22 protein-coding genes are annotated in these 26,376 nt (G+C 70.8%); 18 read left to right on the forward strand and 4 right to left on the reverse strand.

What is annotated here, in order from left to right; genetic code table 11:
• Positions 1–3: 3 nt before the first annotated feature.
• The 13 genes from IG98_RS0109735 (at position 4) to IG98_RS0109790 (ending at position 18,521) form a co-directional block, all read left to right on the forward strand.
• A complete protein-coding gene (locus IG98_RS0109735; protein WP_030908726.1) occupies positions 4–1,743 on the forward strand; it encodes a methylmalonyl-CoA mutase family protein in 1,740 nt (579 codons plus the stop codon).
• The gene (gene scpA, locus IG98_RS0109740; RefSeq protein WP_030908728.1) at positions 1,740–3,890 is read left to right on the forward strand and encodes a methylmalonyl-CoA mutase; all 2,151 of its coding nucleotides are present in this window, start codon (positions 1,740–1,742) and stop codon (positions 3,888–3,890) included. Before IG98_RS0109735 ends, scpA begins: the two co-directional genes overlap by 4 nt.
• Positions 3,874–4,854, forward strand: coding sequence for a methylmalonyl Co-A mutase-associated GTPase MeaB (gene meaB / locus IG98_RS0109745; protein WP_030908730.1), 981 nt, complete (start codon positions 3,874–3,876; stop codon positions 4,852–4,854). The genes scpA and meaB overlap by 17 nt, the downstream gene beginning before the upstream one ends.
• Before the next feature lie 607 nt (positions 4,855–5,461).
• The gene (locus IG98_RS0109750; protein WP_051751932.1) at positions 5,462–6,844 is read left to right on the forward strand and encodes a cytochrome P450; all 1,383 of its coding nucleotides are present in this window, start codon (positions 5,462–5,464) and stop codon (positions 6,842–6,844) included.
• Positions 6,841–7,743: a terpene synthase family protein gene (locus tag IG98_RS44670; RefSeq protein ID WP_157594255.1), complete on the forward strand. Its 903-nt coding sequence runs from the start codon at positions 6,841–6,843 to the stop codon at positions 7,741–7,743. The genes IG98_RS0109750 and IG98_RS44670 overlap by 4 nt, the downstream gene beginning before the upstream one ends.
• On the forward strand, positions 7,740–9,506 hold the full coding sequence (locus IG98_RS44675; protein ID WP_157594256.1) for a prenyltransferase/squalene oxidase repeat-containing protein: 1,767 nt from the start codon (positions 7,740–7,742) through the stop codon (positions 9,504–9,506). The genes IG98_RS44670 and IG98_RS44675 overlap by 4 nt, the downstream gene beginning before the upstream one ends.
• Before the next feature lie 221 nt (positions 9,507–9,727).
• Complete coding sequence (locus tag IG98_RS0109760) at positions 9,728–12,307, forward strand: sensor histidine kinase (protein ID WP_245651468.1); 2,580 nt, start codon at positions 9,728–9,730, stop codon at positions 12,305–12,307.
• Between the two features lie 90 nt (positions 12,308–12,397).
• Positions 12,398–12,829, forward strand: coding sequence for a roadblock/LC7 domain-containing protein (locus tag IG98_RS0109765; protein ID WP_030908739.1), 432 nt, complete (start codon positions 12,398–12,400; stop codon positions 12,827–12,829).
• Positions 12,826–13,212, forward strand: a complete 387-nt coding sequence (locus tag IG98_RS0109770; RefSeq protein WP_030908741.1) for a DUF742 domain-containing protein — start codon at positions 12,826–12,828, stop codon at positions 13,210–13,212. Before IG98_RS0109765 ends, IG98_RS0109770 begins: the two co-directional genes overlap by 4 nt.
• Positions 13,193–13,834 carry a GTP-binding protein gene (locus tag IG98_RS0109775; RefSeq protein ID WP_030908743.1) on the forward strand — a complete coding sequence of 214 codons (642 nt, stop codon included), beginning with the start codon at positions 13,193–13,195 and terminating at the stop codon, positions 13,832–13,834. Before IG98_RS0109770 ends, IG98_RS0109775 begins: the two co-directional genes overlap by 20 nt.
• A 244-nt stretch (positions 13,835–14,078) precedes the next feature.
• On the forward strand, positions 14,079–16,079 hold the full coding sequence (locus IG98_RS0109780; protein ID WP_245651469.1) for a CehA/McbA family metallohydrolase: 2,001 nt from the start codon (positions 14,079–14,081) through the stop codon (positions 16,077–16,079).
• A 49-nt stretch (positions 16,080–16,128) separates the two neighbouring features.
• Positions 16,129–16,923, forward strand: coding sequence for a polyphosphate kinase 2 family protein (locus IG98_RS0109785; RefSeq protein WP_037969773.1), 795 nt, complete (start codon positions 16,129–16,131; stop codon positions 16,921–16,923).
• A 146-nt stretch (positions 16,924–17,069) separates the two neighbouring features.
• Positions 17,070–18,521, forward strand: a complete 1,452-nt coding sequence (locus tag IG98_RS0109790) for a bifunctional phosphatase PAP2/diacylglycerol kinase family protein (protein ID WP_051751933.1) — start codon at positions 17,070–17,072, stop codon at positions 18,519–18,521.
• Between the two features lie 202 nt (positions 18,522–18,723).
• On the opposite strand, the gene IG98_RS52410 is transcribed toward IG98_RS0109790, so the two are convergent.
• Positions 18,724–19,155 carry a hypothetical protein gene (locus tag IG98_RS52410; RefSeq protein ID WP_211263924.1) on the reverse strand — a complete coding sequence of 144 codons (432 nt, stop codon included), beginning with the start codon at positions 19,153–19,155 and terminating at the stop codon, positions 18,724–18,726.
• Between the two features lie 613 nt (positions 19,156–19,768).
• Here IG98_RS52410 and IG98_RS0109800 point away from each other — a divergent pair.
• The gene (locus tag IG98_RS0109800; protein WP_157594257.1) at positions 19,769–20,746 is read left to right on the forward strand and encodes a hypothetical protein; all 978 of its coding nucleotides are present in this window, start codon (positions 19,769–19,771) and stop codon (positions 20,744–20,746) included.
• 82 nt (positions 20,747–20,828) lie between these two features.
• On the opposite strand, the gene IG98_RS0109805 is transcribed toward IG98_RS0109800, so the two are convergent.
• Positions 20,829–21,116, reverse strand: coding sequence for a TFIIB-type zinc ribbon-containing protein (locus IG98_RS0109805; protein WP_030908761.1), 288 nt, complete (start codon positions 21,114–21,116; stop codon positions 20,829–20,831).
• A 45-nt stretch (positions 21,117–21,161) separates the two neighbouring features.
• Positions 21,162–22,055 (reverse strand): phosphotransferase family protein, encoded by an 894-nt coding sequence (locus tag IG98_RS0109810; RefSeq protein ID WP_030908764.1) that lies wholly within the window; start codon positions 22,053–22,055, stop codon positions 21,162–21,164.
• A 58-nt stretch (positions 22,056–22,113) separates the two neighbouring features.
• Here IG98_RS0109810 and IG98_RS0109815 point away from each other — a divergent pair, with 58 nt between their 5' ends.
• From IG98_RS0109815 to IG98_RS0109830, 4 genes are all read left to right on the forward strand, one after another.
• A complete protein-coding gene (locus tag IG98_RS0109815; RefSeq protein WP_030908767.1) occupies positions 22,114–23,013 on the forward strand; it encodes a TIGR03619 family F420-dependent LLM class oxidoreductase in 900 nt (299 codons plus the stop codon).
• 24 nt (positions 23,014–23,037) lie between these two features.
• Positions 23,038–23,469: a nuclear transport factor 2 family protein gene (locus IG98_RS0109820; protein WP_030908771.1), complete on the forward strand. Its 432-nt coding sequence runs from the start codon at positions 23,038–23,040 to the stop codon at positions 23,467–23,469.
• 189 nt (positions 23,470–23,658) lie between these two features.
• A complete protein-coding gene (locus tag IG98_RS0109825) occupies positions 23,659–24,441 on the forward strand; it encodes an HAD-IIA family hydrolase (protein ID WP_030908774.1) in 783 nt (260 codons plus the stop codon).
• Between the two features lie 222 nt (positions 24,442–24,663).
• Complete coding sequence (locus IG98_RS0109830) at positions 24,664–25,296, forward strand: hypothetical protein (protein ID WP_030908777.1); 633 nt, start codon at positions 24,664–24,666, stop codon at positions 25,294–25,296.
• Positions 25,297–25,403: 107 nt separating this feature from the next.
• On the opposite strand, the gene IG98_RS52415 is transcribed toward IG98_RS0109830, so the two are convergent.
• Positions 25,404–26,351: an NUDIX hydrolase gene (locus IG98_RS52415; protein WP_211263925.1), complete on the reverse strand. Its 948-nt coding sequence runs from the start codon at positions 26,349–26,351 to the stop codon at positions 25,404–25,406.
• Between the last annotated feature and the right edge of the window lie 25 nt (positions 26,352–26,376).

Consider the following 26,376-nt stretch of genomic DNA (forward strand, 5'->3'; position numbering starts at 1 on the left):
TGCATGACGGTGTCGCCTGAGGAACCCCGACCGGCCGCCGAGTTCCCACCGACCACGCGTGAGCGATGGCGGGAGCTGGCGCTCGGGGTATTGCGCAAGTCCGGGGTCGAGACCGGCTCCCCTGAGGAGGCGCTGGCCTCCATCACCCATGACGGTGTGACGATCGCGCCACTCTACGACGCGTCCGATCTGCCCGGCGATCCCGGCCTTCCCGGATCCGCCCCCTACATCAGGGGCTCCGTCCCCGAGGGGGGCTGGGAGGTGCGGCAGCGCCACGAGGTGCCCGATTCCGAGGCGATCCTCACGGATCTGGAGAACGGCGTCACCTCACTGTGGCTCACCCTCGCCCCCGAGGACCTGCCGCGAGCCCTGGAGCGGGTCCACCTGGAGCTGATCTCGGTCACGCTCGACGCGGGCAAGCGGACCCGCGAGGCAGCCGAGGCGCTCCTCGGACTGGCGGGCGAGAACGCCGGCACGCTGAAGGGGAACCTGGGAGCCGACGCGCTCGCCGACGCGGAGACCGCGATCGAGCTGGCCCGCCGCTGTGTTCGGGACCACCCCGGTCTCAGGGCCGTCACGGTGGACGCCACCGTCTATCACGACGCGGGAGGCGGTGACGCCGAGGAGCTCGGTTGCTCCCTCGCCGCCGGAGTCGCCGCGCTGCGTACCCTGACCGGCGCCGGCCTGACCGTGCCCGAGGCGTTCGGGCAGCTGGAGTTCCGGTACGCGGCCACCGCCGACCAGTTCCTCACCATCGCCAAGCTCCGGGCCGCCCGCAGGCTCTGGGCGCGTGTCGCCGAGGTGTGCGGCGCCCCCGACGGGGGACAGCGGCAGCACGCGGTGACCAGCTCGGCCATGATGACCGCCCGCGATCCGTGGGTGAACATGCTCCGCACCACGCTCGCCTGCTTCGCGGCCGGGACCGGCGGGGCCGACGCGGTGACCGTCCAGCCCTTCGACGCCCGACTCGGTCTGCCGGACGCCTTCGCCCGCCGTATCGCGCGCAACACCCAGTCGCTGCTCGTCGAGGAGGCCGGTGTGGCCCGGGTGATCGACCCGGCCGGCGGCTCCTGGTACGTCGAGCGGCTCACCGAGGACCTGGCCGCGCGCGCCTGGGAGTGGTTCCAGGAGATCGAGCGCGCCGGGGGCGCCGGGGCGGCCGAAGGCTCCGCGCTCGTCGCCGGACGGCTCGCCGCCACCTGGGAGCGGCGCTCGGCCGACATCGCCAGGCGCCTCGACCCGATCACCGGCGTCAGCGAGTTCCCCGACCTCGCCGAGCGGCCCCTGGTCAGGCAGGCCCGGCCCGCCGGGAGCACCGGGGTGCACTACGCGCAGGAGTTCGAGGCGTTGCGCGACCTGGCCGACGCTCAGGCGAGCCGGCCGAAGGTCTTCCTGGCGACCATCGGCCCGGTGGCCGCGCACACCGCCAGGGCGTCGTTCGCGGCCAACCTGTTCCAGGCGGGCGGCATCGCCACCGTGGCCGGTGGCGCCGCGACGGACCCCGCGGAGATCGCCGCGGCGTTCTCCGCGGCCGGCACCGAGGTCGCGTGCCTGTGCTCCAGCGACCGGCTGTACGCCGAACACGCCGAGGCGGTGGCCGCCGCGCTGAGGGGTGCGGGGGCGCGCAGGATCTGGCTGGCGGGAAAGGGCGGGTTCGAGGGCGTGGACGCCAACCTCTACACCGGATGCGACGCGCTCGGCGCGCTCCGGACGACCTTCGACGACCTGGGGGTGGCTCGATGATTCCCGACTTCTCCGAGATCGAACTCGGTGCGCGACCGGCGGTGCCCGGCCCCGCCGCGGGGGACGGACCTCGTGGCCCGGTATGGGAGACGCCCGAGGGGATCGACGTCAAGCCGCTCTACACCGCCGCCGACCTGGGCGGTCTCGACTTCCTGGAGACCTATCCGGGCGTCGCGCCCTATCTGCGCGGCCCGTATCCGACCATGTACGTCAACCAGCCGTGGACCATCCGGCAGTACGCCGGCTTCTCCACCGCGGCCGAGTCCAACGCCTTCTACCGGCGTAACCTGGCGGCCGGGCAGAAGGGACTGTCGGTCGCCTTCGACCTGGCGACCCACCGGGGCTACGACTCCGACCACCCGCGCGTCGCCGGGGACGTCGGTATGGCGGGCGTGGCCATCGACTCCATCTACGACATGCGGCAGCTGTTCGACGGGATCCCCCTGGACAGGATGAGCGTGTCGATGACCATGAACGGTGCGGTGCTTCCGGTGCTCGCGCTCTACGTCGTGGCCGCCGAGGAGCAGGGGGTGGCGCCCGAGCAGCTCGCCGGGACCATCCAGAACGACATCCTCAAGGAGTTCATGGTCCGCAACACCTACATCTACCCGCCGGGCCCCTCGATGCGGATCATCTCCGACATCTTCGCGTACACCAGCGAGAGGATGCCGAAGTTCAACTCGATCTCGATCTCCGGGTACCACATCCAGGAGGCCGGGGCCACCTGTGACCTGGAGCTCGCCTACACCCTCGCCGACGGGGTGGAGTACCTGCGGGCGGGTGTCGAGGCGGGCATGGACATCGACAGGTTCGCACCGCGGTTGTCGTTCTTCTGGTGCATCGGCATGAACTTCTTCATGGAGGTCGCCAAGCTGCGGGCCGCCCGGCTGCTCTGGGCGCGGCTGGTGTCCGGGTTCGGGGCCAAGAACCCCAAGTCGCTCTCGCTGCGGACCCACTCGCAGACCTCCGGCTGGTCGCTCACCGCTCAGGACGTCTACAACAACGTCGTCCGAACCTGCGTCGAGGCGATGGCCGCGACCCAGGGCCATACCCAGTCGTTGCACACCAACGCGCTGGACGAGGCACTGGCCCTGCCCAGCGACTTCTCCGCGCGGATCGCCCGCAACACCCAGCTGCTGCTCCAGCAGGAGTCGGGCACCTGCCGGGTGATCGACCCCTGGGGCGGTTCCTACTACGTCGAGCGGCTCACCCACGAGCTGGCGACCAGGGCATGGGCCCACATCGAGGAGGTGGAGGCCGCCGGGGGCATGGCGAAGGCCATCGACGCCGGGCTGCCCAAGCTCCGCATCGAGGAGGCCGCCGCCCGCACCCAGGCGCGCATCGACTCCGGGCGTCAGCCGGTCATCGGCGTCAACAGGTACCGGCCCGATGCCGACGAGCCCATCGAGGTGCTCAAGGTCGACAACACCTCCGTACGCGCCCAGCAGCTCGACAAGCTGCGCCGCCTGCGTGCCGAGCGCGACCCCGGGCGGGTGGAGGAGGCACTGACCGCACTCACCAAGGGGGCCGCGGGCGACGGGAACCTGCTCGCGCTGGCGATCGAGGCGGCCCGTGCCATGGCCACGGTCGGGGAGATCTCCGATGCCCTGGAGCGGGTGTTCGGACGGCATGCGGCACAGATCCGTACGATCACCGGTGTGTATCGCGAGGAGGTGGGATCCGGCGTGGACGCGGTCCGCGAGGCGTGCGCCGAGTTCGAGCGGCTGGAGGGCCGCCGCCCCCGCATCCTGGTGGCGAAGATGGGCCAGGACGGTCACGACCGGGGCCAGAAGGTGATCGCCACGGCCTTCGCCGACCTCGGCTTCGACGTGGACGTCGGCCCGCTGTTCCAGACGCCCGAGGAGGTCGCCCGGCAGGCGGTCGAGGCGGACGTGCACGTGGTCGGCGTGAACTCGCTGGCCGCCGGCCACCTCACACTCGTGCCCGCGCTGCGTGAGGCGCTGGCCGAGCTGGGCGCGGAGGACGTCATGATCGTGGTCGGCGGGGTCATCCCGCCGGGCGACTTCGACGAGCTGCGCGCCGCGGGCGCGAGCGCGATCTTCCCGCCCGGCACCGTCATCGCCGACGCGGCCAAGGGGCTGCTGGCGGACCTGCTCATCCGGCTGGGCCATGACGCGAACGCTTGACGACTACGTCCAGGGGGTGAAGGAGGGCTCCAGGGTGTGGATCGCGCGGGCGATCACACTGGTGGAGTCCTCCAGGGCCGACCACAGGGAACTGGCCCAGCGGTTGCTGGTCGAGCTGACCCCGCTGGCCGGCGCGGCGCGCAGGGTCGGCATCACCGGCGTGCCCGGTGTCGGCAAGTCCACGTTCGTCGACGCGCTCGGCACGCGGCTGACCGGGGAGGGTCACCGGGTGGCGGTGCTCGCCGTCGACCCGTCCTCGACCCGTACCGGCGGGAGCGTCCTGGGCGACAAGACCAGGATGTCCCGCCTGGCGGTCGACCCGGCCGCCTTCATCCGCCCCTCGCCCACCTCGGGCACCCTGGGCGGGGTGGCCAGGGCGACCCGTGAGGCGATGGTCGTGGTGGAGGCGGCCGGGTACGACGTCGTCCTGGTGGAGACCGTCGGAGTCGGCCAGTCGGAGACCACCGTCGCCGACATGGTCGACACCTTCCTGCTGCTCACCCTGGCCAGGACGGGCGACCAGCTCCAGGGCATCAAGAAGGGCGTGCTGGAGCTGGCCGACGTGATCGCGATCAACAAGGCCGACGGCGCCGAGGGCAGCTCCCACGAACTGGACGCGCGCAAGGCCGCCAGGGAACTCGCCGGAGCGCTCCGCCTGCTGGGCGCGGAGCGGACGCCTCCGGTGCTCACCTGTAGCGGGATGACCGGTAACGGCCTGGAGGAGGTCTGGCAGCAGGTCGTCAGGCACCGCGACGCGCTGGAGGCCTCGGGGGAGCTGGCCGAGCGCCGCCGCCGCCAGCAGGTCCGCTGGACCTGGGCCATGGTCACCGACCGGCTGCTCACCCGGTTCCGCGAGCACCCCGAGGTCGCGGCGATCATCACCGAGGTGGAACGCGAGGTCCAGGCGGGTGACCTCACCCCGTCTCTCGCGGCCGACCGTCTGCTGGCCGCCTTCACCCGCTGACCGGCGCCGCCCGTTCTCCCGCCGACGTCCCGCATGCCCGCATCCGCTCGGCGTGTACGGCCGGGAGAGCGGGCCGGTCTTCGGAGTGCTCCCGCGTTCGCGCCGTCGTAACCGCAGCCTGACTCCGCACCCACCGCCGGACGGTTGGACCGTCCCATCTCCCCGTTCGCCTGGCGAGGTCGAGTGCGGAGGCGACAGGGGGCGGCAGACGGAGGCCGGGGGCCGAACACGGGCCGTCACCATCACACGCGATATTAACTATGTCAAGCGGGTGGTCGATGATTTTTGTGTTAATAGCACATTTTTTCGGTACTAAGGCGAAGTGTTTCGCGGCATGGGTTGATCGTTCCGGGGTGATCATGTGATAATTCGCCCTAACAGTGATGAACGTTGCAATAAATAATGCTTTAGATATGCACCGTATGAGAGAGCGCGATAAGGCATGCGAGGGCTACCGGGGTGACCGGTTCCAGGCTTTTCTCGTACGCAAGCACAGCCATGACGCGATGGCCCGTTCGCGGATCGCGTCGCCCCGCCCGCGCGTTCCGGCGCGGGTGGTCGTTCACGCTGCGTTGGCTCACGCGGCGCGAGGTGGGAGAACATACCGATGTCGATCGACGCGAGCGCTCAGACGCTCCGCCGTGTCAAGACCATCCCCGTCCACCGCGTCCTGCCGGACTTCGCCCGTGACCCTGTGAACGCCCTGGCCGATATCGGCGGGCAGGTGGGTGGCGAACTCGTCCGGTTGAGCCTCGGCCCGTTCCGTCCCTACCTGGTGACGCATCCGGAGCACGTCCAGCAGGTGCTGAAGGGTGACTGGACGAACTACCAGCGTGAGGGCATGTTCTGGCGCCCCCTACGACGCCTGCTTGGCGCCAGCATCCTCGGAGAGGGCCGGCCATGGGAGTCCAGCAGGAAGGCTCTGCAACCCCTCTTCACCACGCGCTACGTCGCCTCGATCGCCGACCGGCTGGCGGAGACCATCACCGCGCGGATGGATGAGCTCGACGAGTACGCCGGAAAAGGACAGCCGGTCAACGCCGCGGAGGAGATGGCCGGCATCGTCAACGACGCCGTGGTGAAGGTGCTGTTCGGAGACAAGATCAGCCGCGCGGACGGCGAGCGTCTCGCGCCCGCCTACCACACCGCGGCCGGCTCGATCACCTTCCGCCTGCTCATGCCGTTCATGCCCTACTCCGTCCGGGTACCCGGCGACCGGGCCTTCATGAAGGCGGTCAAGACGATCGACGACGTGGTCTTCCCGGTGATCAGGAAGGCGCGGGCCGAGCCCGGCGACGGTTCCGACGTGATCTCCGCGCTCTGCGGGCTCCGTGGCGACGACACGGAAGGGGCCGGTGACCGGCAGATCCGCGACGACCTGGTCAGCGTCTACGGGGCGGCGTCGGAGTCCACCGCGACGACCCTGACCTGGCTCTGGCCGCAGCTGGACGCGCACCCCGAGGTGGCGGCCAGGCTCTATGAGGAGATCGACCGGGTGGTCGGTCCCGGTCCCGTGAAGCCCGGGCATGTCGCCGAGCTGCGCTACACCCGGATGGTCCTCCAGGAACTCCTCCGCCTCTATCCGGCGGGCTGGATCTTCCCCCGGATGGCGATGCGGGACGGCGAGGTCGACGGGGTGCGGATCAAGGCGGGTTCCCAGATGCTGATCAGTCCCTACGCCACGCACCGGCTGGAGAGGTTCTGGGACCGGCCGCTGGAGTTCGACCCGGAGCGGTTCGCCCCCGAGGAGCAGCCGCGCCGGCACAAGTACGCCTACTTCCCCTTCGGGGGTGGCCCGCACCAGTGCTTGGGCCAGCACCTCTTCTACGTCGAGGCGCCCCTGCTGCTCGGGGCGATCCTCAGTCGCTTCCGGATGAGAGTCCGCACCGAGGGGCCCTTCATCCCGGCCCCGGCCGCCTCGCTGCGGCCCCGGAAGGACATCGAGCTGGACGTCGTCCGGGTCGGGCACGTCACCGGAGGCACACGATGACCGCTCTCCAGAGCCTCGAAGGTTTCAGTGGTCAGGGCGGTCCGCCCGACGCCGTCGGCAGCGGGATGGTCTGCGCCGTGGCGGGGCAGTCCCAGCGGGACATGCGCGGTTGGGCCGCCACCTACCCCGAGCTGTTCTCCGCCAAGCCTTTCGACGCCGCCCTCTACAGCACGCTCTCGCTGGCCATGGCGTTCAGCGGACCCTGGTTCGACGCCGAGCGGCTGCGGATGGCCAATAAGGCCTGCCTGTGGGCTTTCGGCCTGGACTGGCTCGTCGACTACGTCGCCACCTCGCACGCCGAGGCCGAGGCCATCGCCCGGCGGAGCCTGGCCACGGCCGAGGGTGCGCCACCGGTTCCCGGCGACGACCTGACGCGGATGCTGGCCGACATCCGCGACGAGCTCGTCGCCTCCCCCGTGTTCCCGGTGCTTGGGCCCGTCTGGCACGAGGAACTGCGGCTCATGCTGGACGCCATGTTGCGCGAGTGGCACTGGAAGAGCGGGGGAGGCCGGCCTTCGTTCGAGGAATACCTCGGCAACGCCGACAACCTGGGCTTCTCCTTCGCCTTCACCTCGCACTGGATCCATACCGGCGGCCCGGTCACGAAAGCCGACCTCGCGCCGATCCGGGAGGCGAGCCGGGCGGTGCAGCGGGTGATCCGGCTCCTCAACGACCTGGGCACCTACGAGCGCGACCTGAACTGGGGCGACCTCAACGCCCTGCTGCTCGGCGTCGACCGACCCGAGGTCGAGCGGCACGTCGCCGCACTCGCGGCCACGAGCCGGGAGCTGATCGCCCCCCTACGCTCCGGGCACCCGGAGATCGCCGGCTACCTGGAGCGGCAGATGGACTTCTGCGCGGGGTTCTACCGGGTCGGCGACTACTGGGGAGCGCTGTGAGCGTCCCCGAGCTTCTCGCGCCCGGCCCCGAGCAGAAGCGGGTGACCGCGCGCGTCGACGTGGCCGCCGAGGCGCGCGACCTGGTCGCCGGGCTCGTGGCCGCCCCCTGGGGGCAGGTTTCCGCCTCGGTGTACGAGACCGGGCGGCTGGTGAGCGCGGCACCGTGGCTGTCCGGCCATGCCGGCCGCGTACGTTTCCTGCTCGACTCCCAGCGCCCCGACGGCGGCTGGGGCACTCCAGGCGGCTACGCCCTGGTCCCCACGCTGAGCGCGACCGAGGCGCTCCTCGCCGAGCTGCGCCGCAGGGCCTCCGCACGTCCCGCAGGCATCGAACGCGGCGTCACCCGGGACGCCGAACTGCTCCCCGGCCCGAGTTCCCACGTCCTGGCCGAGGCCACCGCGCGGGGACTGCGGATGCTGGAGCGCTGGTCGGGTGAGGAGACGCGAGCGTCCCTGCCCGACATGCCGGCGATCGAGCTCATCGTGCCCACCCTGACCTCCATGATCAACACTCACCTGTTCCCGGGCGGCGAGAGACTGGAGACGCCCGCTGGCATGGACGGGGTGAAGCTGGCCGCGATCCGTGAGTGGCTCGCCTCGGGCGCCGCCGTGCCCCAGAAGCTCGTCCACGCCCTGGAGGTGATCGGCGAGGTCGCCTCGGAAGCGGCGGGCGTCAGTCCCGTCCCGGTCGGCGTGGCACGGTTCGTGCCCGAGGAGGCCACCGGAGACGATGGTCCGACGACCGCGCTCCCACCGGAGCCGATCGCGGCCGTCGGCGCCTCGCCGGCGGCGGCCGTGGCATGGCTCGGGACGCGGGGCGCCACGGAGCCGGACGATCCGGTGCTGCGCTACCTGGAGGAGGTCGTGGGCAGGAGCGGTGGTCCCGTGCCCTGCGCCACCCCGATCACTGTGTTCGAGCGGGGATGGGCACTGAGCTGGCTGCTACGCGCCGGGGTCACCCCGGTGGTGCCCGCCTCCTTGACGGCGAGCCTGCGCGAGGCGCTCGGCTCCGGCAGCAGCGCGGCCGGCCCGGGACTGCCGCCGGACGCTGACACGACCTCCGTCGCCTTCTACGCGCTGGCCCTGCTGGGAAGCCCCCTCGAACCCGCCGGGTTGTGGGCGTACGAGACGGGCACCCACTTCTGCACCTGGGAGGGGGAGGAGGGGGCCTCCCCGACCGTCAACGCGCATGTCCTGGACGCCTTCGGCGAGTACCTTCGGCGCGGTCCGGGCATCCCTGACCCCCGCTATGCCGAGGCCGTGCGCAAGCTGTCGACCTGGCTGCGAGACCAGCAGGAAGCAGACGGGAGCTGGCTGGACCGCTGGCACGCCTCGCCGTACTACGCGACGGCCTGCTGTGCGATCGCCCTGGCGGACTTCGGCGGGGAGGAGTCGGCGGTCGCGGTGCGGGCGGCCGAGCGCTGGGTGCTCGACACACAGTGCCAGGACGGATCCTGGGGACGCTGGGGGGGGACCGCGGAGGAGACCGCGTACGCGTTGCAGACCCTGCTGCTGGCCGCAGGTCCCCTGACACGGCACGACGACGCGCGCGCTGCGGCCCTGGAGCGGGGGCATCGCTACCTGCTGGCCTCCGTCACCGACAGGGGCGAATCCGTCGACGCCTCGCCGCTCTGGCACGACAAGGACCTCTACCTGCCGGTCGCCATCGTGCGGGCGGCGGTGCTGGGCGCACTCCATCTCGTGCACCAGGCACTGTCCTCCACGGCCCGGCGCCCCGCACGGTCCGATGCCCCCACGCTGTGACGGAAAGTAATCAGGATTTAACGGAGGAAAGCTGGCCGGAAAAGGACAAATGAACACAGGGTTCCGGCGTCGCCTTGAGTGTATTTGGGTACATTGCTAGGGTTCACCGGGTGTGTGCGGGATGCCGCCGATATGCGTTGTTGGCTGCGATGTGGCGTCCGGTGATTCACGCGCGCCGATCGCCGTGAAACGCACCGCGAATTTATTTCACTTTCATCGGGATGGATGCTATGCGCGTGCGCAACGGGCGATTGCGGGCCAAGGTAACGGCACTGCTGGTGTCGCTGACCGCGCTCTGGGCGTTCACCGCATGGGTCACGGTGCGTGAGGGGGTGAACATGCTGGGCGTCACCACGCTCGACTCCAACGTCGCCCAGCCAAGCGAGAAGCTCCTCGGCGAACTGCAGGCCGAGCGGCGCCTCACCCTGGTCATCCTGGGAGATCCGGCCGTCGGCCGCAGGTTGCGCGAAGCGCTCTCCGCCCAGCGCAAGCAGACGGACGCGGCCGGCGCGGAGTTCCGTGAGCTCGTCGGCAGCAACGGTGTGCGCACGCTCGGGAGCGCCGAACTCGGCGAGCGCATCACCGACGCGCTCAAGGACCTGGACGGCCTCGCGGCCGATCGCAGGGCGATCGACGCGGCACGGGTCGACAGGACCAGGGCGGCAGCGATGTTCACCGGAGTCGTCACCTCCCTGTACCGCATCTACGACTCGATGGCGACGCTGGACGACGAGGAGGTCGCCAACAACACCCGCACGCTGATCGACCTGAGCCGGGCGCTGGAGACGCTCTCCCAGGAGGACGCCCTGGCCGCAGGCGCCCTGGCCGCTGGCCGCTTCACCGATGTCGAACGCGCCGCGTTCACACAGATCGTCGGTGTGCAGCGCTTCCTGTTCCGGCAGGCCGTCGACGAGCTTCCGGAGGCCGACCGCGTCCCCTTCGAGGAGCTGGCCTCTGATGAGCTGTACACCCGCATGCGGATCGCGGAAGACCAGATCATCCAGGCGAGGACGGCGGTGAACCTGCCCGAGCCCGTGGAGGCCACGCGGTGGGCCTCCACCGCCCAGCCCGTCCTGGCCAGGATGCAGCAGGCGATCCTGGCGGCGGGCGACGGGCTCGTCGAGCGTTCCACACCGGTGGCAGTCGGCGTGATCGTGCGGCTCGCGCTCGCCGGCGGTCTGGGCCTGGTGGCCGTCATCGCCTCGGTCGTCCTGGCCATCACCACGGCCCGCGCACTGGTCCAGCAGCTGGAGAAGCTGCGGGCCGCCGCCTGGGAGCTCGCCAACGAACGGCTGCCCTCCGTGGTCGAGCGGATCGGCCACGGGCAGGTGGTGGACGTCGCGGCCGAGGCGCCGCCCCTCAAGTTCGGCGACGACCAGATCGGCCAGGTCGGCCAGGCGTTCAACGCCGTGCAGCAGACCGCCATCAAGGTCGCCGCGGAGCAGGCCCAGCTCCGTCGCGACATCGCCGACATCCTGCGCAACCTCGCCCGCCGCACCCAGTCGCTCGTGCACCGCCAGCTGAGCGTGCTCGACGTCATGGAGCGGCGCGAGAACGACCCGCAGGAGCTGCGAGACCTGTTCCGGCTCGACCACCTGGCGACCCGGATGCGGCGCTACGCGGAGAACCTCCTCGTGCTCTCCGGCGCCGCGCCCGGCCGAGCCTGGCGCGACGCGGTCCCGATGATCGACGTGGTCCGCGGCTCGCTCGCCGAGATCGAGGACTACACCCGGGTCGACGTGATGCCTCTGGGAGAGGTGGCGCTGGACGGCCGGGCCGTGAGCGACGTGATCCACCTGATCGCCGAGCTCGTCGAGAACGCGGCGTCCTTCTCCCCGCCCTACACCACGGTCCAGGTCGGCGGCCAACTTGTGGCCCACGGCTACGCGCTGGAGATCGAGGACCGGGGACTGGGCATGAGCGCCGCGGACATCGCGAGCGCCAACGAGCGGATCGCCAATCCCCCGGAGCTCAAGCTCTCCGGCAACGCCAGGCTGGGCCTGTACGTCGTCAGCCGCCTGGCCGAACGGCACGACATCCGGGTGACCTTCAAGACGTCCCCGTACGGTGGCACGACCGTCGTCGTCCTCATCCCGCAGGACCTGATCAACGAGGAGGAGCCGGAAGCCTCCGTCGGCGTCGGCGTGCCGCAGGCGCGCCCGGCGAGCACCGGCGAGATGAACGGCACCACCTCCGCGGTCGCCGCGGTCCGCGGCCGGGCCGGCGATCCCCTGGGCGTCGCCGGTGGCCCCGCGCGGGCCGGCGCCGCCGAGGGAGAACCCGTCGGTGAGTCCGTCTCGGGGGCCTGGCCCGAGATGTGGGAACCCGCGCCTCCCGGCCGCTTCGCCGACCCGGACCTTCCCACGGATCTCGCCGACCCCGCGGCCCCCGGCCGCTTCGCCGATCCCGCGGCACTCAGGCAGCTGCCCGACTCCGGAGCACCTGTGAGCCTGCCCGACTTCACGAACCCCGGACCCCCCGCCTCCCCGGACGCGCCCGCTTCCGAACGTTCGGGGGGCCCGGGGGCGGCGCTGCCGCCCGTGCTGCCCCCGCCCGACAGCAGTCACACGCCGGGCGGCCTCCCGAGGCGTGTTCCCCAGACGCATCTCGCCGCCCCGCTGCAGGAGGACGAGGTGGCTGCGCCGGTGCCTCCGGACGACGGCGCCGACGAGCGCTCCCCGGAGATGATCCGCGCGGCCATGACGTCCTTCCAGGTGGGCACGCGCCGCGGCCGCGACGACGCGGCCCAGCTGACCAGGCAGGTGGGCGATCCCGTGGACGAGGACGGGCCCGCCGTGTGACCCCCATATGTGAGCGCGTGCCGGGTCGGTGCCGATGAGGCGCCGAGAACCGGCGACGGAACATCGGCAGGCAGAAGGAGAGGACAACGAGTGGTGCAGGGAACAGGATCTTTCACGGACCTGGCCTGGTTGCTGGACGACCTGGTCTCGCGGGTGGAGGAAGCTCAGCACGGAATCGTGTTCTCCACGGACGGCCTGCTGCTCGCCGCGTCGGCGGGATTCTCCCCCGCGGACGCCGAACATCTGGCCGCCGTCGGATCGGCGATCCAGAGTCTGGGCCGGGGGGTCAGCGACCGGGTCGGCGGCGGGCCGATGCGTCAGACCATCATCGAGATGCGGACGGCGTACCTGATCGTGACGGCCGCCGGGCAGGGAGCGTGCCTGGCGGTACTCTGCGGCGCCGAGGCCGACGTCGGCCTGGTCGCCTACGAGATGGCCATGCTCGTCACCCGCGTCGGACAGTACCTCACCTCGCCCACCCGGATCGTCGACTCCTCCTTCAGAGGCGACGGGACGCGATGAGCATCTTCGACGAGCAGCCCGAGGCCCAGTGGGTCGGCGACGAGGCGGGGCCGATCGTCAGGCCGTACGTCCTGACGCGGGGCAGGACCGAACCGACTCGCGGCAGGTTCGACCTCATCACCCTGGTGGTGACCATTCGGCAGGTCTCGTCGAGGGAGTCGGGCCTGGACCCGGAGTGCCTGGCCATCGTCCGGCTCTGCCGGCAGGCCCAGTCGGTCGCGGAGATCGCCGCCCACACGAACCTTCCGGCAGGCACGGTCCGTGTCCTGCTCAGTGACCTGCTCGACCAGGGATTCATCGCCATGCAAGAACCGCATTCGGAGACGGACATGCACGACGAGATGCTGTACAGGGCGGTGCTCGATGGACTCCGTGCGCTCTAACCGCGACGCCGGGCGCGTGAAGCTGCCCAAGGCGATCAAGATCCTGGTCGCCGGAGGGTTCGGCGCGGGCAAGACCACGCTGGTCGGCGCGGTCTCCGAGATCGAGCCGCTGCGCACCGAGGAGACCCTGAGCGACCGGGGTATCGGTGTCGACGACCTGTCGGGCGTGGAGACCAAGCAGACCACCACTGTCGCGATGGACTTCGGCCGCATCACCATCGGCGACGACTACCGCCTCTACCTGTTCGGCACGCCTGGGCAGGAGCGCTTCTGGTTCCTCTGGGACGAGCTGGCGCTGGGCGCGCTGGGCGCGGTGGTCCTCGCCGACACCCGCAGGCTGGCCGACTGCTTCCCCTCGCTCGACTACTTCGAGCGGCGCGAGACGCCCTTCATCGTCGCGGTCAACTGCTTCGACGGGGCTCGCCGCTACGAACTCGACGAGGTCAGGCTCGGGCTGACCCTCCACGAGGACATCCCGATCGTGCTGTGCGACGCCAGGCAGCGGGAGTCGGGCAAGGAGGTGCTCATCGCCCTCGTGGAGCACGCGATGCGGATGCGGCTGGGCACGCGGTCCTCCGCGGGGAGCGCCGAACCCGCCGCGGAGCGGACCGGGACCCGCTGACGCCTACGCCCCCTTCCGGGGCGGACGGGCTCCGCCGGGACCGTCCGCTCCGTGGAGCGGGTGGTGGGCACGCCCGCCTCCGGGGCGGATCGTCACCGTCCCGGGAGCGTTTTTGTCCCTCCGGCAGGGATGAATCCCTCCCCCTCGGACGGGTGTGCGCGATGCCCCGTGCCTGGCGTGTCACGATAACGGCGATCACCGGGAGTCCTACCGCGCGGAGAGCCCTATGTGTGACGATCCGAACATGCCTCTCACCGTGGCGCGGGCACTCGGAGAGTACCGGGTGCTGCTGGCCGAGCACGGGGTCACCTGGGGTGAGGACCCCATCTTCTACGTCAGGTCGATGGCCACCGACGCCTACCTGATGGGCACGACGACCTTCTGGGAGGTCTGCTACGGCATGCTCGGCGCCCGCTACCCGGGAATGCCGTTCAAGGAGCTCAGGGACCGCCTCGACGAGCTGGACATGGACGAGGTGGTCCGCGGCGTCCTGGCGGGCAGGGTGCTCGACAACCTCGCCGCGCTCCGCCTCACCAGGGAGGGCGCCGCGGTCGAGGCGCGGGCGCGGGCCGTGCTGGACGGCAGCCCCCTGCGCACGACGCTGCTGGTCGACTCCACCAGACCGGAGCCGGTCACCGTGCTGGTGGACGGGCGGGCACACGTGGTCGGCCCCGGCGGCGCCCGGCTCATCAAGATCACGAACCGGAGCGAGGTGGTCGCCGACGGCCTGCCGGTCGACCTGTCGTCACTGGCGCGCCGGGCCCCCGCGGCCCGCCTGCGGGTGCGCGCGGGCCTTTCGTGCAAGTGGAGCGTGTACGGCGAGCACGGGCAGGGCTGGTATCCCGAGGGTGCCCCGGACAGGTACGACTACCACGTGATGCCCTACTTCCACGGTGACGACCTGGTCCTGGACGTCCCGGCCGAGACCCTGACGGTCCGGGTCTCCAGAGGCATGGAGTACGGCTCCGCCGAGGTCACACTCATCCCGGCGGCGGGGGAGGAGACCCTCGTCGAGCTGACCCCCGAGCGGCTCTACGACGCGGCGGCCCTCGGCTGGTACGGCGGGGACATGCACGTCCACCTCAACTGGGCGGGCGACATGGTGGGCACGCCCGAGCTCGCGGGGGCCATGCAGCACGGCGAGGACCTGCACGTCCTCAACCTGGTCGCGGGGAACGTCTCCTCCGAGCGGGTCTACGACTCCGAGGCGCTGGAGCACTGGGCGGGTCGTGACCTGCCCTGGTCCGACGCCTCGCACGTGGCCAGGATCGGCGTGGAGTACCGCAACGACCTGCTCGGCCACCTCTACGCCTTCGGCGTCTCGGCACCACCCGCACGGTTCCACACAGGTTTCCTCGGCACCGCCGACTGGCCGCCCAACAGCGTCGCCTGCGAGGAACTCCGCGGCCTCGGTGCCGTAACCGGCTACAGCCATCCCTTCCACACGCCGTTCGCCGACGCCGACACACCGGACAAGGCGCTGCTGTGGGGACGCAACTGCTCCTCCAGGGAGATCGTCGCCGACGCGGCCCTCGGCCTCGTCGACACCCTCGACGTGCTCAGCCAGACCTCGATCACCGCGACCGCCGCCGTCTACCGGCACCTGATCGGGGCGGGCAACCGCATCGCGGTCACCGCGGGGACCGACGCGATGGTCTCCTTCGCCCGGCGGGGAAACCAGTCCAACCCGCCCGGCTGGGCGCGGGTCTACGCCCGGGTGGACGGAGCACTGAGCGCCGCGTCGTTCGCCGAGGCGGTCAGGCGGGGCCGTACCTTCGGCACCACCGGGCCCTGGCTGGAACTGTCGGCCGGAGGCCACGGCCCCGGTGCCACCCTGGACCTGTCACCGGGCGAGCGGATCACCGTCACCGTCCGGTCGGTGGGGCCCGAGGTGGAGCGGCTGGAGATCCGCACAGCCGACGGCGTGCTGGCCGAGGGACCGCCCGGCGAGCTGACCGCGGAACTGGTCGTCGGCGACCCCACCTACGTGGTCGCCCTCGCCACCGGTGGCCCGCACGAGCGGTCCTTCACCGGCGAGGTGTACGCCCACACCAGCCCGGTCTACCTCGACGTGGGCGGCCGTCACGTGGCCAGGGCAGAGGACGTCGGCTGGTGCCTGGAGTGGCTGGACACCCTGGAGACGCTCCTTCGCGAGGAGGGCGTCTTCGAGACGGCCGGGCAGCTCACCGACCACCTTGACCTGATCGGCCGGGCCAGGGAGGTCTACCGGGAACGCCTGACCTGAGCCGCTCCTCGGCAGTGCCCGCGGGACGGGACATGCGAGGCTTGTCAGCATGAATCGCCTGGCTGAGGTTGACCTGTCACGGAAGCTCACCAAGAACGAGGCCTCCGGGCGTCTCGACGCCGCCCTCGAACGCCTGCTCCACCTGCGGCTCACGCTCGGAGGTCAGGTCGGCGAGCAGCGCATCGGTCCGCCGCTGTGCGTGGTCTTCGAGGGGTGGGACGCCTCGGGCAAGGGAGGGGCCATCAAGCGGCTGGTGCGCCCGCTGGACCCGCGCCACGTTCGCGTCGCGCAGTTCGCCGCGCCGACCTACGACGAGAAGCGCCACCACTTCCTGTGGCGGTTCTGGCCGGTTCTGCCCGGCTGGGGCGGGATGACCGTGCTCGACCGCTCCTGGTACGGCCGGGTGCTGGTGGAGCGGGTCGAGGGCTTCGCCACCGAGGAGCAGTGGTCCCGCGCGTACGGGGAGATCGTGGAGTTCGAGCGGACCCTCACGGCCGAGGGCATGATCCTGGTCAAGTTCTGGATGCACGTCTCCGAGGACGAGCAGCTACGGCGCTTCCAGGACCGGGCCGGTGACCCGCTGCGGGCGTGGAAGCTCACGGACGAGGACTGGCGCAACCGTGAGAAGCGTCCGCTGTACGAGGCCGCGGTGGAGGACATGCTCGCACGTACCGACCACCCGAAGGCGCCGTGGCACGTGGTCCCCGGCGACGACAAACGCCTGGCCCGTGTCACGGTGGTGGAGACCGTCTGCGCCGCGATCGAGGCCGAACTCGCCGCCCGGGGCTACGAGGCGACGATCCCTGCCGCGCCGGAAGCCGCGCCGGAGGGTGTGGACGACTAGCGGGACCGTGTCGTTAAAGCCGTTCTGACGAGAAGTATGGAAGCGGTGGGGGCGTGCCAAGCACCGCCTATCGGGGTAGACGGCAGAATCAAATGACTGTCCGTTCGTCGGTCATCGGTCTTCGTCGTCGCGGAAGGGTGTGACGCATGCGGTTGAGCTCGCGGCTGAGCAGGCTGGACCGGAGGGTGTTCGCCATGGTGGCGAGCGCGAGGTTGCCCGGTCTTGAACGTGTCGTACCCGCGCTGTCACGCGCGGCGGACAACTCCCTGCTGTGGGCCGGGGTGGCCGGAGCGTTCGCGGTCAGCGGGCGCCGGCCGTTGCGCCGCGCCGCGACCAGAGGGCTGCTCGCGGTCAGCCTGGCCAGCCCGCTGGTCAACCTGGTCGGCAAGCAGGCCTTCCGCCGGAGCCGGCCGTCGGCGGAGGGGCTCCCGCTCGCCCGGCTGATCAAGATGCCCACCTCGGCGTCGTTCCCCTCGGGTCACTCCGCCTCGGCCGCCGCCTTCGCCGCGGCCGTGGCGATGGAGGCGCCTCGCGCGGTCGCGGTCCCCGTCGCGCTTCTCGCGGCCGCAGTCTGCTTCTCCCGCGTCTACACCGGCGTGCACTATCCGGGCGACGTGCTCGCGGGAGCCGGGATCGGCGTGGCGGCGGGCCTGGTCACCCGCCGCATCTGGCCCGACGCCGGGGAGGCGGGGCACGCCCGCGCCGCCCTCACGGCGCCCTCCGCGCTGCTCGACCTGGAGGGCGAGGGGACGGTCGCCGTGGTCGACGGCGCGGCCGACGCCGCCGCGGGAACGGCGGAGACGCTACGCGCGGCCCTTCCCCGGGCCGAGGTCGTCGAAGTGGCGCCGGGGGCCGACCTCGGGGCCGCCGTGCGGGACGCCGCTTCGCGGGCCAAGGTACTCGCGGTGGCCGGAGGGGACGCCGTGGTCAACCTCGCGGCACAGGAGACGGTGGGTGCGGCGACCCCGCTGCTGGTCGTTCCCACGGGCGTCCGCGACCGGTTCGCCCGCGCGCTCGGAGTCGAGACCGCGCAGGAGGCGGCTGAGGCGTACCGCAACGGTGACCTCGTGGCCGTCGACGTCGGTGAGGTCGCGGGCCGGACATTCGTCAACTCCGTCAGTGTGGGCCACTACCAGGCACTGGTGGAGAGCAGGGAACGATGGCAGAGCCGGATCGGTACGTGGCCCGCGCTGTTCTGGGCCATGGTCGAGGTACTCGGCCCCGGGGGCGCACGGCCGGTGGATCTCATCGTGGACGGTGTGCCCAGGCGTGTCTGGACGGTGTTCGTGGGCAACTGTCGTTACGAGGCACGCGGTGGTGCTCCCGCCAGGCGGCAACGTCTGGAAGACGGTCTGCTGGACATCCGGGTGCTCGGCGCCGCCGACCGGCTGCCCCGGGTACGGGTGTTCCTCAGTCTGCTGGCCGCACGGGTGAGGCTCTCACGCCACTACCAGCAGTGGCAGGCCGACACGCTGTGCCTTTCGGCCCCCTCGGGCCGGCTGCCGCTGGCGCGTGACGGTGAGAGGTTCACGGTCACGGGCGAGGCGGAGTTCACCAAGCGCCCGCGCTCGCTCCTCGTGATCCGGCCGTCCGGCTGAGATCCGGGTGACGTCTCGGCCGTGATCGGGCTCCGCACCGGCCGCGGAGGGCTACCGGTGCGGTACATCCCGATCTGTTGACGCGGGCTCACTGCCGGAGCCGTCCCGATCGTTGGGCGGGCGCCGGTTTTTCCGGCGCCTCATTGCTCGGCATGTGCGGTCTCGGGTGCATCTGGCGATGGTCTCCGAGACTGTCGGTGGATCAGCCGCCTCCGCCGCCGCCTCCGCCGCCTCCGCCGCCTCCGCCGCCGCCTCCGCCACCGCCGCCACGGGGACCGCCGCCTCCGCCGCCGCCTCCGCCGCCACCGACGATGTTGGTGTTGGTATTGGTGTTGGTGACATTGGCGCCTCCGCCGCCTCCGCCGCCACCACCACCACCACCGCCTCCGCCGCCACCGCCTCCGCCTCCGCCTCCGCCTCCGCCGCCTCCGCCGCCGCCTCCGCCACGCCTGGCGAAGCATCTCGCGGGATTCTTGTGTTCCCTGCAGGGCTTCTGAGCGGAGGTGAGGGCGGTCGTGACGACCTCCTGGGCCACGGTGCCCGCGCTGGCGGGCTGAGCCGACAGCGCTACGGGGGCGGCGAGGGTTGAGACGACCATCGCGCCGGCTGCGAGCATGTTCCTAAGGATGATCATGAGAGATCACTCCCTGCCGAATTGGTGGAACCCTGGGAGATACCCGGGCTGCCGAGACGCCTGACCGGTATCGAGGACGACACCCGCCTGGCGTCCGGATCTGACTCACGCTAGGTGCGAAGCGTGAGAGGGGTCATCTCAGAGAGGCAAAGGTAGCGGTTCAGTCTGATTGCCCTAGGGTTTCCGACAAGAATTAATCGAAGGTGTTTAATCACTCTGGGCTACCCCTCAAGTGGCGAGGGTAGTTGTTTTCAAAGGTCTCCCGATCCGACGGCATGCTTTTCCGGGAACTCCTCATGGCGTGGGTGGCCTTCGGAGGTGAAAGACCCGCTTTAGGTAAGCGTCCAGGCTTTTCGCCGTTTCTTCGGTGTATTCCGGTGGGAGCCGGGTCGAGGATGTTCACCCGTACTGGTCGGTATGAGGGGATAGGTCGGCCTTTGGTCCTTTAGGTGGTGCGGGGGTAGATCATGATGTTCCGTCCGTAGTGGCGGACATGACCTCGCGCCGCCATATCGGCCGCCGCGAAGCACCCGAAATCGGTTCGGGGCTCCATGACCTGCCGTTCCCCGGCACCGTTTGACGGACAATGAGTGATGCGGCAATAGTTTGGTGAGTGACTACCCCCCGTATCCTCGCCTGTGCCGTGGCAACCCTGGTGGCCCTGACCGCCTGCACCGCATCCTCGGATGAGAAGGTGACCGGCCCGGCCACCGCCGGTGGTGTGGCCGGAGTGGGCCAGGGGACCGGCGGCCAGGCCTCTTCTCCGCCCACCGGCTCACCCGCCCCTGTGGCACTGACGCCTGAGGAGTACCGGGCCGAGTTGGAGAAGGCGCGCGGCCCGGTGCGTGCCGCGGTGAAGAAGCTGGCCGCGACCGGCGGGCTGAAGACCCTCGACAAGCGGCTGGAGCAGACCTCCGACGCGGTGGACGGCGCGGTGAACCGACTGGCCGAGCTGGCCCCTCCGGCAGAGGTGAAGGTCCAGCACGACGACTACGTCGAGGCCCTGCGCGCCCTGTCGACCGCCTTCGGAGGCGCCCGCCAGGACGCCGAGGCACAGCGGTTCTGCACCGGCCCCGCGGTGCTGACCGGCATGGACAGAGCGGGGAGTCTGTCCGATGTGGAGAAGGCGGCCGACGGGCTGAGCGGCTATCCGGCGAGCGTCATCTCGGTCAAGGCGCCCAAGCAGCGCACCCGCCGACTGTCCAACGGCAGGTTCATCGCCTCCGAGGGGCGCCCGAGTCGCGCCTATCTCCAGCTGAGCAACGGCACCCGGCGGGACGCCGTCATCGTCCTGGTGCGCGGCAAGCGGAAGGCCGTCACCGTGTACGTCCGCAAGAAGTCGAATTTTAAGATTCAGGGGGTGCGGGACGGCAACTACAAGATCTACTACACCTTCGGCGAAGACTGGGACTCCAAGGCCCGCAGTTTCACCCGATCATGCGACTTCGAGCGGTTCGGCAAGTCGGTGCGGTTCCGCACCACCTATGCCGGGAACCAGATCCGTTGGACCAACTGGAGGATCACCCTGCACTCCGTCACCGGAGGCAATGTGAAGCCGAAGCGGATCAAGCCGGGCGACTTCCCCAGCTGACATTCGTTCCGCCGGCCCGCCAGGGACGCGAAGACCGCGATCTCGTCGTGAGATCGCGGTCCCTGTGTCCCCCCGGCTCCGATCAGGTCGAGAAGAGCATTCCCACCCAGCTGCGCTGGCGGTGGTGACCGTAGTGACCGTGGTGCGGTGCACCCCAGGCGGGAGCGCCGTAGCCGGGAGCGCCGTGCACGGGCGGCGGAGGAGGCGGCGGAGCGGCGTGGGACTGCTGCGACCACTGGCTCTCCATGCGGGTCAGCGTCTCAAGCTCGCCGTAGTCCAGGAAGATTCCGCGACAGCTCTCACACTGGTCGATGTGGACGCCGTTGCGCTCGTAGGTGCGCATGGCACCCCGGCACTTGGGGCACTGCATCTGGCTGGTCTCCTTGTTCGGGCGCGATTACCGAGTAACCACAACCTACTGCGTGGGTACAGCATGGCAGGCGCTTCTGTGCCGGATAATTCTCAGGCACGCCTCGACGAGGATCTCCTCGACCTCGTCCAGCGGACGCCCCGCCCTCCCGGCGGTGGACACCGCCGCCGCCGCGAGCTGTATGGTCATCGCCTGCGCCGGGATCTCCAGCCGTTCCCACGGGTCACCGTCCGGTGGGACGGCGGTCCCGCCCGCGGCGCGGTAGGCATCCAGGAAGCGGTGCCACACCTGCGGTTCCAGCAGTCCGGCCGCGAACCAGGCGGCGGGCCTGGACAGGTCCCACGCCTGGTCGCCGACGCCCAGGTCATCGTTGTCGATGAGGATCCACTCGTCCGGCGCGCGGACCATCTGGCCCATGTGCCAGTCGCCGTGGGTCAGGCCGCCGGGGCCCGCGGAGGGGGAGGGCAGGCAGCTGAAGGCCCGGCGTACCGCCAGCTCGGCGGCGGAGCGGTCGCCCAGGCGGGCGACGGTCGTGGCCACCCGGCCCGGCCCTCCCGCCTCTCTCAGCGGGGGCAGGGTCCGCGCGGGTACGGCGTGCAGCCGTGCCAGCAGCCGGGCGGCGGCCTCCCAGGGCGCCGCGTCCGGATCCGCGGGGTTCACCGGAGTCCCGGCCGGCCAGACGGTGACCAGCCGGTCCCCGGCGGTGATGACCTCCTCGGTCACCGGCTGGAGCATGATCTGGCGCAGCGCCGGGTGGGCGGTGGCCCGCATCCGCTCCACCAGCGGTTCCCGCTCCGCTCCCGGTGCGTGCGCCTTGACCACGACGGAGCCGGCCCGCATGATGATCACGTCCGGTCTGGTCGGTAGTACGGTGCCGGCCACACCGCCGTACTCGATGCCGATCCGGCGTAATGTGTCGATCAGGTCGTCGCTGTCCACCGGCCAAGTGAACCACTCGATCCAGGATCTTGCCGGGCAGCCGCATAAAGTACGGGATATGAGGATCGGTTTTGCGGTGCCGGTGTCGGGATCATGGGCGACGCCGGGCAATATGACGCGGGTCGCCCGCCGGGCCGAGGAACTCGGCTACCACGAGGTGTGGACCTTCCAGCGTCTGCTCTATCCGCAGGGGCACCAGATGGGTCCGATCTACCGCAGCGTGCACGACCCGGTGGTCACGCTCGCCTACCTGGCGGGGTTGACGAGCCGGATCAGGCTCGGGGTCGCGGTGCTCAACATCCCGTTCGCCTCGCCCGTGCTGCTGGCCAAGCAGCTGGCCAGTCTGCAGGCGGTCTCCGGCGGGCGGCTGGACGTGGGACTCGGGCTGGGCTGGCTGCCCGAGGAGTTCGCCGCCTCGGGGGCGTCGTTCGAGCGGCGTGGGCGGCGCGGGGAGGAGTTCGTCCCGCTGCTGCGGCGCCTGTGGACCGAGGAGGTCGTGGAGCACAGCGGCGAGTTCTACGAGCTGCCGGCCGCGTCCCAGGATCCCAAGCCGCCCACCGTGCCGCCGATCCTGCTGGGCGGGTCGGCGGAGGTGGCGCTGAGGCGCGTCGGACGGCTGGCGGACGGCTGGATCAGTTCGAGCCGCGAGGACCTCGACGAGATCGACAAGAAGATCTCCATCGTCAGGGAGGCGGCCCAGGACGCCGGGCGCGGTCCCGAGGCGCTGCGCTTCGTCACCCGGGGCGTCACCCGCATCCGCCCCTCGGGGGCGGATGGACGAGAGCCGCTGACCGGCTCGTTCGAGGAGATCAGGCAGGACGTCGACAGGCTCGCGGCCAAGGGGGTCACCGACGTCTTCCATGACCTCAACTTCGATCCGGAGATCGGATCGCCCGACGCCGACCCCGAGGAGTCGATGCGCAGGGCGGAGGCGGCACTGGAGGCACTCGCGCCCTGAGCAAGCGTTTGGTTCGATAGGGGCATGAGGGCACAGGAGATGGCGGATCGGCTGGAGATCGGCGAGTTGCTCGCCAGATACGCCTACGCGGTGGACACCGGAGACTGGGAACGGCTCGACCTGGTCTTCACCCCGGACGCGGTGATCGACTACACCTCGGCGGGCGGTATCAGGGGCAGCAGGGACGAGGCGCGGCGATGGCTCGCCGAGGTGCTGCCGACCTGGCCGGGACGCCAGCACCTGATCGGGACGATGACCATCAGGTTCGACGGGGACGAGGCGGCGGTCACCGCCTCGTTCACCGACACGCTCGCGCCGTCCAGGGACATGATCGCCGCCGACACCGCAGGGCTCATCCGCGGCGGCGGCTGGTACCACCACCGTCTGGTCCGCACCATGTACGGCTGGCGGAGCAGGGAACTGATCGAGGAACAGACCTGGCGGACCGTGTCCTAGGCCACGCCCCCCGGGTCTCTCGCCCACCGTTCCCCACCACGGCAGGATCTGCGGGCAGGGGCGGTCGCCGGACCGCTTGGGCGGCTGTTCATCCGCGCGATGCGCCGATGTACGGGTCTGATGGCGCGTCGCCGGTCTCGCCCTGTCATCCTTGTTCTCGTACATATACGGCCGGAACAGGGGAGAACGGTGGACGAGCGCAAGCCGATCGAGTGCTGGCTGTCGGACATGGACGGGGTCCTCGTCCATGAAGGACACCCGGTGCCCGGTGCAGACGAGTTCATCCGCCGGCTGCGCGAGTCCGGCAAGCGGTTCCTGGTGCTGACCAACAACTCGATATACACCCCGCGCGATCTCGCCGTGCGGCTGCGCGCGGCCGGTCTGGAGATCCCGCCGGAGTCGATCTGGACCTCCGCGCTGGCCACCGCCAAATTCCTGGACGGCCAGCGTCCGGGGGGCTCGGCCTACGTGGTCGGGGAGGCGGGCCTGACCACGGCCCTGCACGAGATCGGCTACGTTCTCACCGACATCGCCCCCGACTACGTGGTCCTGGGCGAGACCCGCACCTACAGCTTCACGCAGATCACCCGGGCGATCCGGCTGATCGAGGGCGGCGCCCGGTTCATCGCCACCAACCCCGACGCGGTCGGGCCTTCCAACGAGGGGTCGCTGCCCGCCTGCGGCGCGGTCGCCGCGATGATCACCAAGGCGACCGGGGTGGAGCCCTACTTCGTGGGCAAGCCCAACCCGATGATGATGCGCAGCGCGCTGCGGGCCATCGACGGCCACAGCGAGAGCACCGCGATGATCGGTGACCGGATGGACACCGACATCGTCTCCGGCATGGAGGCGGGGCTGCACACGATCCTGGTGCTGACCGGGGTCGTCAGCAGGGACCAGATCGACCGTTACCCGTTCCGCCCCTCCCGGGTGGTCGACTCGGTCGCCGACCTGATCGAGCTGATCGACTAGGTCCTGCTCCTGGCCGGAATCCTGGTTTCTCGGTTCCGGCACGGAGCCGACCGGTGGCCCTGGCTTCTCGCGCGAGAACGCGTGCCGCACCAGCGACACCCCCGTGGCCTGTCCGCCCGGCAGGGAGTGCCGGAGGTGTCGAGGGCGACCGGGCTCCCGGTCCTTTCCGGCGGGAGACATTCCTGTCGTGATCTGTCAGGTATGGGTGCCATGCTGTCGCGCATGACGCATGTTTACCTGGAGATCGGACCCAAGAAGGTCTTCGCCTGTTCGGTGGACTGGCCAGGATGGTGCCGGATCGGCAGGTCCGAGGAGGAGGCGCTGGAGGCGCTGATGACGTACGCGCCGCGCTACCTGCTCGTCGCGGAGCGGGCGGGGCTGCTCTTCGAGCCGGCGGACCCGGTAGTGGTGGAGCGAGCCAAGGGCGGCACCACCACGGACTTCGGAGCCATCGAGGCGATCCCCTCGCTCGACGCGGAGGCGGTGGGCGAGGCCGAGGCGGCGCGGGCCGTCGCCCTGGTCCGGGCGGCGTGGGAACTCCTCGGCGAGGCCGCGGCCACCTCGCCGGAGGAACTGCGCAAGGGCCCGCGCGGCGGTGGCAGGGACCGCGACAAGATGGTCGCCCACGTCGTCGAGGCCGAGCGCGCGTACGCCCGTAAGATCGGCGTCCGCCACAAGCCCCTGCGCGAACCCGAGGACCTGGCGGCGATGCGCGCCGACCTCGCCGAGGTGCTGTCCCAGCCCTCCGACGGACGGCCACCGGTCCCCGGCGGCTGGCCCGTCCGCTACGCCACCCGCCGCATCGCCTGGCACGTCCTCGACCACCTGTGGGAGATGGAGGACCGCCGGACCTGACCTTCGGCGGGCGCCGTCGCCTGTATTGGAGTACGCGCGAACGTTCGTGGGAAGTCCTCCGCCACGGCCCGATCCGGGACCGACGAGATCCTGGGCTTCCGAGGGGATCAGGCGATCAGGCCGGGCAGGCGGGTGACGGTGTCCGCGAGGTAGGTGCCGAGCTCCGGGGGGACGAGGTTGATGGCGGAGATCTCGGCCGGATCGAGCGGGAGCCGCACCACCTCGTAGTGGCCACGGGCCGGATCGTCGAACTCCGGGCCGCAGCGCAGGGCGAGATCCATCGAGACCAGGCGGCAGCCGTAGACGTGCTGGGTCTTGATCCCCTCGTCGCGCACGCATTCCAGGGTGGTCAGCGGGGTGACGCCGGAGACCACGGCGCCCAGCTCCTCCATGACCTCGCGGTGCAGGGTGTGCTCCAGCGAGGCGTCCTCGGGCTCGACATGGCCGCCGGGGACGGACCAGTAGAGCTCCTTACCGGGGACCGTACGCCGGAAGACCACCAGCCGGTCGTCGTCGAGGAGGACGGCGCGAACACTCGGCACGTCAGACATGGGGCCCATTGTGTCACCGCCCCGGTGACGTGATCCGCATCCGGGGCCCCGGGGGCGGGATTTCCGTACGGCACGGGCGGCCGGTCGCCTCCGGGGGAGAGGTTTCAGCGTCGCGGACCCTTGATCCGTCCCGTGACTGGCCGAAGCCCGGCAGAGAGGGCCGGCCCCGGACCTTGCCGGTGCATGGCAGTGTGCCGTGGTGCGCCGTCGGTCCGGCAACGCGGCCCGCAGCCGCTTGTTCCAGCCCGGCTGCTTGGGCACGTACGGGAACATCGCACCCAGCCAGGAGTCCACGAACCGCAGCCATCGTGACTCCGAGGTGAAGCCCAGCAGCGCCTGCGCGACGGCGAGGCAGTGGCCAGGGGAGTGATGCAGCCGTTCGGGGTTGTTCTCGGGCAGGGCCTCGAAGGCCGCCAGGATGCGCGCCTTGTAGGCCTTGGTGAACGTCCGCCCCTTGGAGCGGCCCCGCTGCTGTTCGGCCACCCGGCCATCCTGCCCTGTCATGACGGCCTGGTCGGCGATGGCCACC

Origin of the sequence: Streptosporangium amethystogenes, assembly GCF_000721075.1 — a bacterium.
Classification (GTDB): domain Bacteria; phylum Actinomycetota; class Actinomycetes; order Streptosporangiales; family Streptosporangiaceae; genus Streptosporangium; species Streptosporangium amethystogenes.